This is a genomic window from Streptomyces sp. YIM 98790 (genome assembly GCF_011421595.1).
Lineage (GTDB): Bacteria > Actinomycetota > Actinomycetes > Streptomycetales > Streptomycetaceae > Streptomyces.
On the sequence record NZ_WTLH01000024.1, the window covers coordinates 37,345 to 46,908 of the forward strand.

The window sequence follows — 9,564 nt, forward strand, 5'->3', positions numbered from 1 at the left end:
CGCTCACCGCACCGGGGCGAGGGTCATGAGACCGCACCCGTACGCCTTGGCCTTGCCCAGCCCGTGGGTGAGGGTGTGGCGGAAGGCGTCGATGTCGGTGATCCGCAGCCGGCCGTCGAAGGTGACGCTGACAAAGCGCACATCGCCTCGCGGAGTGCTGTCGTCCCGCTTGCGGAACCGGAGGGGAGACTTGGTATGGGCGATCACCTCGTGCTCGTCCCCGTGCTCGGTCAGCCGCTGGCCGGCCGGCTTCCGAGTCACTTCGAAACCGGCCCGCTCCTGGCGCTGCAGCAGCCAGCGCACCTGGTGCTGCGGGGTCAGGTGGGCGGTCCGCTTTGTTCTGACCTCGCGGGATTCACCCGGTTTGCGGGTGTGGTGCACCGGGTTCGCCGCGAGCCGGAACGCCCAGGTGTCACCCGTCGCGAGGGCGTCCAGGAATTCGCCATAGGCGAATGTGGTCCATCCCGGTTCCTCGGACGTGGGCCAGCCGGCCTGTTCGACGAGGTGTGCCAGGTCGGGGCGGGTGGGGCTGACCATGAACAGGTCGGCCCGCCCCGATGCGTGGTGGTCCACGCGCCACAGCACCCGGGGCCCCTCCCCGTCCCGGGTCGGGAGGTCGGGGAAGGCCATGTTCACGGCACCGTGCATGAAGTGGGGCGATCCGAGAAGCCGACGAGCCCCGGTGCGGGCGGTGTTGATGCGGAAACGTGTCAGATACATCAGGAAGTCCTCGGGAAGCTCTCCGTCGCGCTGCCGGTGGGCGGATCGACGGGACGGAGGGCAGACGTCGGATCGTGGCGTGGAGGGGCGGTGGTCTGCTCGGTGAGTACGCCCCGCAGGGCGTACTGCCGGTGGCGCGGGTCGAAGCTGACGGGCTTGTCGCGCAGGGACAGGTGCGGAGTCTGGTCCGGCGGGCAGTCGAGCAGCAGGTCCAGTGACTCGGGGCCGGCCGGGCCGCCCCCGTACCTCGCCGTTCGTCCGAGCTGCTCGACGTACCAGTCGGATGCCTGCCACTCGGCCCGGCGCAGGGCCTTCTCCAGGGAGACACCCTCCTGCGGAGCTCCCATGTCCAGGGGGCGGGAGGGCGGGCAGGAGCGACGGCCGAGGTAGGGCAGGAAGCGCGGTGCGCGCACGGCCTCGTACAGGCGCCGGATCAGCTCCCGGTGCCCCTCGACACCGGCGACGAACACCGCGTCGGCGAGGTAGAACCGGTCGGAGAGCGGCATCGATTTGCCCGAGTCGGCGTGGTGCGCGGTGTGGAAGTCCCGCATCCGTGAGCCGGGTTGGTCGATCCGTACGCCGAACCGCAGGGCCGTCAGATCCGAGAGGTCCGCGTTCCGGGGGCGGCCCTCGGCTGCGGCGAGCAGTCCGAGCACTCCGCTCTTGGTGGGCGCGTTCTCCGTGCCGCGGCGGGCGAAACGGGCCGCCGAGCCCCAGGACTGGAGGGGCCCGGCCAGGCGCAGCAGCAGCACCGTCATGCGTCAAACCCCAGCCGACGCGCCACCTCGGCTCCGGCTTCCTCCAGCAGTTCCTCCAGCGTGACCTCGGAGCCGAGGTCGGCGAGCGCCTTCGTGTCCTCGCCGACACGGAAGACCCATCCGCGGTTGCCGTCCTTCTTCGTCAGCCCGTACTGCTTCTCCAGCTCCGGCACGTGAGCGGCGAGGCGCCGGCAACTCTGCTCCAGGAAGCCGCCTTCCTTGCCCTTCTGCACCGGCTTCTCGAAGGCCCCGATGAAGCTGACCGGCCGGCGGTCGCGCACCTTCACGATCACCGCCGAGGGCAGGGTGTGGTTGCCGAAGGTGTTGATCTTCCCGGTCGGGAGAGAGGTGATGAAGGCTTCGAGGAAAGCGGTGACCGCCTTCTCCACCGGGGTGCCGGGTGCCTCGTCCTTCCGGAGTCCGACACCGAGGTTGCGCCGCAACTCGTCGACGTCCACGGCGGCGTACCGGTAGAGGGTCGCGGAGTTGAAATCGATGGTGCCGATCATCCCGGCGCCGGTTTCCTCATCCGTGTTGAGGTCGTCCACGGCGGTGTAGTAGTCGGACTCGATGTCCGACTTGTGCACGCTGAGGGCGTGGGCCACCTGTGCGGCCGCCTCCACGTTGAGGTCGGCGGAGTCCGCGACCATCCGTCCGAAGAGCGCGATGTCCACCGAGTGCCGGGCGTCGATCGCCGCCCGGGCCCTGGCCTTGTTCTCCTTGTTTTTGAGGTGTTCCTCCAGAGCCTGCACGTCCTTGCCGGGGCCGCTGCCCGCGATGGCCAGTTCGGCGAGGGCGTCCAGCTGCCTCCTGCTGAGGAACATCAGGTAGGAGGACTCCGGTGCCGCGGAGCCGTCCTCGTTCTTCCCCTTGCGCTTGGGGACCGTGATGTCCGAGCCGGTCGCCGCCTTGAGGATCTTGGCGGCGAGTTCGACCGCCACCGGTTCCAGCGACTCGTCCCGGGCGATGATTCGCTCGGCCAGGGCCTCGGCCACCTTCTTCGTCCGGACGCCGAGTTCCTCGGGGGGCAGAAGGTCGTTGAATGCCTTCCGGGTGGCGCGCTTCCATGCCTGGCTGGAGACCCGCGCCCGGCGAACTCCTCCGAAGTATGCCGACTTGGGCGTTCCGGTGTCGTCGCGGTTCAGGTTGCTCGGCGGGACGGTCTGGAGGATGTGGACATCGAGGATGGTTCGGGTCACCGTGGTTCCGTTCTGCTTGTGATCTGGTGGTGTTCCGTCGATGTGCGGCGCCGGGATGAGCGGCGGGGGTTAGTCACCCGCGTCGGCGATGGTGAAGTCCGGCAGGTCCTCGTCGAGGGGAGACGCTCCGTTCCCCTCCTCGCTCCCGGGCTCGGCCCTGCCGTAGGCGAAGTGGAACTCGCGGCCCCAGGCGCGTCGGACATCGTCGCGGCGGTTCTCGTTCTGCCACAGGTGGAGTTGGTCGGCGAGAAGCCCGTAGTCCAGGGGAATCCGCGAGGCGCGCAGCAGCAGCACCATCTCGCGCAGGCGGACGCCCAGGGTGTCGATATCGGTCGAGGTGCCGATCCGCACGAAGCGTTTGCGGATGGTCGGGCTGATCTCCTCGACCGGCTCGGTCTCCTCCCGCTTGCCGTCGCCCGGCTCTTTCCCGGCATCGGATGGCTCGGAGCGGTCACGCGTGCCGCACTTTCCGTGGGCCAGCCGCCGTACCGAACGGCCGAGCGGCCAGCCGGGCACGTGCATCGGTTCGTCGCGAAGGGAGTGCTGGTGGAGCGCCCAGAGGGTGACGGCGAGGTGCACCGCCTCCTCCTCGCTCTCCGTATCTCGCTCGTCCATCCGACGACGGGGGGAGGGGATGTGCCCGGATGCGGGCATGCCTTCGTGACGTTCCTCCTCTGCCCGGCGTTCCTCCTCCCGGAGTTCCGTCAGGGCCTCCAGGTGGTGGAGTCCCCACCCGGTGGGCGAGGCGTACACCCTCCGGCCGGCCTCGCGCCGCAGTCTGGCCACCGCCGCCACGGCGGCCGGAACGTCCTGCCGGTATCCGGCCTGCAGGCGGGGAATGGTGCGAAGCGTGGCCCGGCGGGGGAGGTGGTGCCGATCGCCGCTTCCGGTGCGGGTGGAGCCGTCTCCGCCGTCGGCGGGACGGGTGCTCGTGGTCATGATGGGTTCTCCGTACGGTTGTCGCGGGCGGTGCCCGGACCGGCTCAACGGGAGGAAGTGGGGGTGCCGGCGGCGGGGCGTTCCCCGGCCGGTCCCAGCACCTTGTTCAGTCGGTGGACGAACCAGTTGTGGGCGCGGCCGGCGTCCATCAAGCGGGTCCCGATGCCGGGGACATCCGTCATTCGTCCCTCGTCCGCGGCGGGCCCGGCGGAGGCGAGAAGTTGACGACCGAGCCGCAGGACGTGTCGGCGGACCGTGCGTCGCCACTCCTGGCGTGCCGTGGCCGGATCGGGATAGGCCAACAGGTCCTTCAGCCAGGCCCGGTAGGGTCCGTCCAGCGTTCCGAAGCCCAGGTCACGGGCGGCGTCGACGGGTGCTTGGGGATTCGTGCCGGCGGCCCGGGCGAGGTTCCCGGCGAGTTGGCCCAGCGCGGCCACGGCCGACTCCGCCTCGTGGACCGCGTCCACGGCCGCGGCGCCGTACACCGGGTTCTTCTCGTGCAGGGTGATCACCGGCAGCACCACCGAGTCGTCCACGATCTCGTCCACCACGGACTGCTGGGTGCCGTACACCGCGCCGACCAGGCGCAGCCGGATCAGTGTGCCCGGGGTGATCTCGGTGGAGGTGATGACCCGGGCGAACCACTCGGCCACCCCGGGGCGCAGGGCCTCGGCGGGCTCCCCCCGCTTTCCGGTGTCCGTATCCCCTTGCCGGGCCGGCAGCAGCGAGCCCAGGCCGCGCCAAGCCGCTCGGCTCGGGTCGTGCCGTCGCGGTGTGTACACCGGCACCCGGCCCTGCTTCTTCTCCTGCGTCGGGCTGCGACGCCAGCCCGACATCGGCTCCACCTTCCACGGCGCGGGGAGGGCGAGCGGATCGCCGTAACCGAGGACCACACCGGTCACCGCGCCGTTCTCGGCGTGCAACCGGATCCTTCGGGACTGCCAGGTGTAGAGGTCCCGCAGACCGGTGGGGTGGGCGCCACCGGAGTCCTCCCCGCGCGGCCCGGGGCCCGGCGGGGGACGCCGCCACACGGGACGGTCCTCGCCCCCCTCACCGCCCTCCGACTTCTCGTACGCGTCCTCGAAGGCGATGAGGTTGAGCAGCAGCGTTTCCCGCAGCGTGGAGCCCTCCGCGAAGACCCCTCCCAGATTGCCCAGGGAGCCCACGCCCAGGGGATAGACCTTCCCCTTCTTCGCCCGGTCCTCGTCGCCCACCATGGCGGACTTGATGCCGGAGGTGTCGTAGGCGTGGGTGTGCACCAGCCATCGGGCGGCTTCGGCATACGGGAGCCGGTCGACTCCCGGGCGCCGCATGGAGAAGAAGACGGTGCCCACCGGAACGTCGGCGACGATCCGGCTGAGCGGAGCCACTTCCTGCTTGGCGGTGCACAACCCCGCCACCTGGTAGAACGGATGCTCGGGGTGGAACAGGCCGAAGCGATCGCGGTGGCGTTCGAGGTACGCCGGGAGACCGGAGAAGGGATCCGGCGACAGCCACAGATCCTCCCAGTCCTCGATCTCGGCGGGGCCGTCCAGGGCGTCGTACACGATCGCCAGCAGCAGACGCAGCAGGGCCATCTCCTGCGTGGGCACATCCCCCACCAGCCGTCGCAGGTCGCCCGCCCGGGCGAAGAGGCCGAGCAGGGACAGCTCCTCGACCGTTCCGTCGAGCCGTTGCACGGGCAGCCATGGGGAGGAAACCAGATCAAAGGACGGCGGTCCGGTGGCCGCCGACGGCTCCGCACTCACCGACCTTCCTCCCGCGTGCTCCCCGCTCGCGGGAGTGCCGCTAACCGGCACTCCCGCCGATGCTTCCCCATCACGCCTGCTCTGTTCACCTTGATCACTTTCTTCCGGCCCGGAGCCGTCTTCGGACGGACCCGGGGTGTTCGCGGGCACGCCGGAGGGAGCCACCCGCAGTCCGTCGACCGGGCTGTACGTGAGGTCGAAGCCTGCCAGTCGGGTCTGACAACGCTCATCGAGGACGAGCAACAGCTCGCCGGCCAGCCAGGGGCACTCCTTCACCTGCCAGGCCGGGACCAGGAAACGCTCCAACTCGTCGATGGTGCGGTCGATCAGCCAGGGCTTGCTGAAACGCCCCGGCAGGGTCAGGGCGCTCGCGGCGACCGCCTCGGCCGCGCGACGGCCCGGCGGGAAGTCCGTGGGCAGCTCCAAGCCACCCCGCCCGCCCTCCTCGCCACCGTCCAGCCACGGCACGGTGGTCAGCCGACCGTCCGCCCGCCGCTGGACGACCAGCACCTCCAGGGTCTCCTCGCCGTCCCGCACCTGGGCGCGGCCCGTGCTGCTGTCGTCGGCGTCCCCGGCGTGGGCCTCCAGCCACCCGTACACCGGGCGACCCGGTCGGCGCACCCGGTCCAGGAGGAACCCCTCCGCCTTGTCCCGCTTCTCCGACAGCAGCGCGCGGTGTTTCCCGCGGGCCTCGGCCAGTTCCTCCGCCCACGTCTTCGGCCCGACCTCCTCCTCGCCGTAGGCGCTCTGCACCAGCGGGCTGATGTCGGCGGGAAGCCGCAGGGGCTTCCCGTCCAGATGGGGTCCGAGCACGGCCAGCGCACGCAGAAGCGTGTAGTCGCCCTGGTAGACGGCTCGCGATCCCTTGACGGGCGAGGGCGGCGTCGCCTCCCAGTCCACGCCGGTCACCAGGCACCGCGCCCGGGTCAGCTTCTTCGGGCGTCGTCGCGGATGCCGGTGCAACCGACCCATCCGCTGCAACACCAGGTCCACCGGGGCGAGATCGGTGACCAGCACGTCGAAGTCGATGTCCAGGGACTGCTCCACCACCTGGCTGGCCACCACCACGTGCCGCTCGGGTCGCCTCTCGCCCCCCGGGCCGAACCGTTCCCGCAGATCCGTGTCCTTCGCGGCACGGTCGGCGGCCAGGAAACGGGAGTGCGTCACCGTCACCGCGTCATCGCCGAACCGCTTCCGCAGCACCTCGGCGGCCTCCAGGACCCGGTCGACCGTGTTGCGCACGACCAGGGCACAACCGCCGTCGGCCAGCTCCTCCTCCAACCGGTCGGCCAAGACCGTCACGTCATCATCCAGCCGCTCCACCACCACATCCGTATCGCGCCCCGAGTCGAACGCGGGTCGAACGGTGAGAGCCGGACGACCCGGGGCTACGGCCGTGATCAGGGGATAGGCGTCCGCCGCCACCTCTGCATCCGCCCCTGCCGACCCTGCGTAGGCGGCGGCCAGAGCACGCCTGCGCTCGGCCGGAAGAGTCGCGGAAAGCAGCACCACCGGCACCCGGTACGCCGCCAACCACTCCAGGACCCGATCCAGGTACCGCCCCATGTACGCGTCGTAGGCGTGCACCTCGTCGATGATCACGACCTTGCCCGCCACCGCCAGATGCCGCAGCGCCAGATGCCGGCTCTTCAGCCCGGCGAACAGCACCTGATCGATGGTGCCCACCGCGAACGACGCGAGAAGCTGCTTCTTCCGGCCCCGCAGCCACTGATGGGCATGGAGTTCGGCCGGTTGGCCGCGCTTCGACCCTGCTTCACCGACACGCTCCTCCCCGTCCGGGTCAACTGCGGCGATGGTCCGGTGTCCCTGTTTCAGCAGGCCGGCCCACCGGCCGTTGAGCGCCGCCTTGGCATGGGCCAGGACGACGGAACGGGGTTCTCCGTCGCCCGCGGGCAGCTGTTCCACCCAGTTCATCAGCCGGGAGAACATGGCATCGGAGGTGGCCCGGGTGGGCAGCGCCACGAGCACGCCCCCCGCGCCCGTCCGCGCGGCGAGAACCTCGGCCGCGGCGAGGGCGGCCTCGGTCTTCCCCGCACCCATGGCCGCCTCGACCATGATCAGCCCGGCTGTCGGCATGGAACGCGCCACGCGGACCGCCTCCTCCTGGACCGGCCGCACCTCCGCGCCCCTCAGCTTCGGGAACCGCTTCGCGAACAGTTCCCCCGTCGACTCCCGCGGCATCCCGGGCGTCCAGGGCTTCGGCAGGTCGAGACCGTCCCACGCCGCCCGTAACCGACGCCGTTCGCCGATCGGCCCGGCGGGAAGCCAGCTCTCGGGGTCGTAGGGGAAGAGTTCCGAAGCGCTGGCGATCCAGTCGGACACGATCACCAGGGCGGTCAGGATCACCTGTACGGGCTGGGGCAACCGCGCCGTCCCCCACTCCGGCAGCCGATTCGTCACCCCCGCCAGATCCGCGCACCCATCCATCAACTCGTACTGAACCCGGCGCCACACCTCCTCGCTCGGTCCCGGATGCCGCAGAAGATGCGGACGCAACTGGAGGTCGTGGATCTGCTGGTGATCGGGGGGCGTCCCGTGGTGACCACCCGCCACGACGGCGAACTGCCCGGAGGTTCGCCCGGTGAGCCCGAACCGTTCCTCCATCCACTCCTGCAGGAGCAGTTGGCCCGCCAGCCCGTGGGGCGCCAGCCGTCGGTCCAGTCCGTAATCCTTCTTCAACGGCATGTCGAGGCCGACATCCCGCATGCGATCGGCCAGAGTGTCGACCTGGCAGGCGAAGGCGGGGGTGGCCTTGCCGATGTCGTGCGCGGTCGCGAGGAACCGCACGAGCTTGCGGGCGTCCTCCTCCCCAGCCGGCAACGCCCCGGACACCAACTCCTGGAGCGTGCGGGGCACCCAGTGCTCCCACAGCTCCCCGGCGACGCCCCCGCTGTCCGCCATGTGCCGCCACAAGGGCAGCCAACTCTCCGTCTTCCGGTCGTGCTTCGCCCATGCCGCTCGTGCGGCCCGGGACAACCCGGCGAAAGGAGCCTCGCCGTCCTCGGGATGCGTGATCACAGGGGTATGGAACACGCTTGACTCCCCTTGGGTAGGTCTTCCTCCGAAATACCCCCGTGACGCGGAGCGGGATGGTAGAGGCCTTGCTGCGCCGGTGGAGAGGCCGCCGAGGAGGCTTGCGTCTGCATCGACAGACGCAAGGTCCTCGTCATCTCCCAGGCCCAGCAGATCCGAGGCATGGGTTTCAAGGGATGAGGATCAACACCGCAACGGCTCCCCACAGCATGGGGGCATACGGGGTGGGTGCCGCCAAGCAGGCGGCGAGAAGCGCAAAGAGTAACTTCCGCTCACAAGGATGGGGCGGGGACCCCGAGGAGTGATCGGACCCTTTCGTGGTACCCACAGGTACACTCTCCTTCGTCTTGGCTAATGCACTGGCAAGACATGTCGGGCCCGTCCTTCTCGCCCCAACGAGAAGTACACGGGCCCGACTTCATTTGTCGGGAGCCGTGCATCTGACGTGCCTTCAGATCGACCCTAGCATGTTTCAGGTGAAGTGCCTTTGTTGTGCGACCCTCTTGGAGCTCGGACATCCTAGTTCTAAACCTAAAGCTCTCTTGTGACTGAGTGCCGCTCAGCCCTCCTGGTTTATTGATCTGAGATTCGATGATCCGAACAACTGTTCTTCAGTGCATGTGTTCCTCGGATCTTTCAGCCCCGCAGCGGCAGGGAGCATTCAGCACGCCACACAGGCGCCCGGCCTTCCTAGGGGCCACCCCCGCAGGCGCGGGGAGCACTGTGACGGGCAGTGTAGAAGCGGGCACCGACGGGGCCATCCTCTCGCAGACGCGGGGAGCGCTGTAGCCCACCTCTGGGGGTACTGAATGGCCGGGGCACTCCCGTAGACGCGGGGGCCCCGCCCGCCACCGCTCGGTGGTGAAGGTCGGAGGACTACCCCCGCAGGCGCGGGGAGCACCTCGCGGCCCGCGAGGAGCCGCCACGCCCGCTGGGACCACCCCCGCAGGCGCGGGGAGCACACCTCAAAGGACCCGGTGATCGCGGCCGGCGCGGGACCACCCCCGCAGGCGCGGGGAGCACCCGGTCGCCTCACTGTGGACGGCGTCCGCATCGGGACCACCCCCGCAGGCGCGGGGAGCACACGTCCTTCGCTGTCACCTCCCGTGACATGACGGGACCACCCCCGCAGGCGCGGGGAGCACC

General features: G+C 70.0%; 5 protein-coding genes and 1 CRISPR repeat array. All 5 genes read right to left on the reverse strand.

Features of this window, described 5'->3' with window-relative positions:
* Positions 1-3: 3 nt before the first annotated feature.
* Entirely contained in the window at positions 4-720 is a 717-nt protein-coding gene (gene cas6e, locus GQS09_RS06955; RefSeq protein ID WP_165985107.1) for a type I-E CRISPR-associated protein Cas6/Cse3/CasE, read from the reverse strand.
* Entirely contained in the window at positions 720-1,478 is a 759-nt protein-coding gene (cas5e, locus tag GQS09_RS06960; protein ID WP_165985108.1) for a type I-E CRISPR-associated protein Cas5/CasD, read from the reverse strand. Before cas5e ends, cas6e begins: the two co-directional genes overlap by 1 nt.
* A complete protein-coding gene (gene cas7e / locus GQS09_RS06965; protein WP_165985109.1) occupies positions 1,475-2,677 on the reverse strand; it encodes a type I-E CRISPR-associated protein Cas7/Cse4/CasC in 1,203 nt (400 codons plus the stop codon). The genes cas5e and cas7e overlap by 4 nt, the downstream gene beginning before the upstream one ends.
* A 69-nt stretch (positions 2,678-2,746) precedes the next feature.
* Complete coding sequence (casB, locus tag GQS09_RS06970; RefSeq protein WP_165985110.1) at positions 2,747-3,616, reverse strand: type I-E CRISPR-associated protein Cse2/CasB; 870 nt, start codon at positions 3,614-3,616, stop codon at positions 2,747-2,749.
* 44 nt (positions 3,617-3,660) lie between these two features.
* On the reverse strand, positions 3,661-8,361 hold the full coding sequence (casA, locus tag GQS09_RS06975; protein ID WP_207957548.1) for a type I-E CRISPR-associated protein Cse1/CasA: 4,701 nt from the start codon (positions 8,359-8,361) through the stop codon (positions 3,661-3,663).
* 929 nt (positions 8,362-9,290) lie between these two features.
* A CRISPR array of direct repeats spans positions 9,291-9,563; the repeat unit is 29 nt; unit sequence GGGACCACCCCCGCAGGCGCGGGGAGCAC.
* The last annotated feature ends 1 nt before the right edge of the window (position 9,564 follow it).

What these genes read in the sequence shown, in the direction of transcription:
- cas5e (WP_165985108.1), bottom strand. Translation starts at nt 1,478, where the DNA reads ATGACGGTGCTGCTGCTGCGCCTGGCCGGGCCCCTCCAGTCCTGGGGC.
- casB (WP_165985110.1), bottom strand. Translation starts at nt 3,616, where the DNA reads ATGACCACGAGCACCCGTCCCGCCGACGGCGGAGACGGCTCCACCCGC.
- cas6e (WP_165985107.1), bottom strand. Translation starts at nt 720, where the DNA reads ATGTATCTGACACGTTTCCGCATCAACACCGCCCGCACCGGGGCTCGT.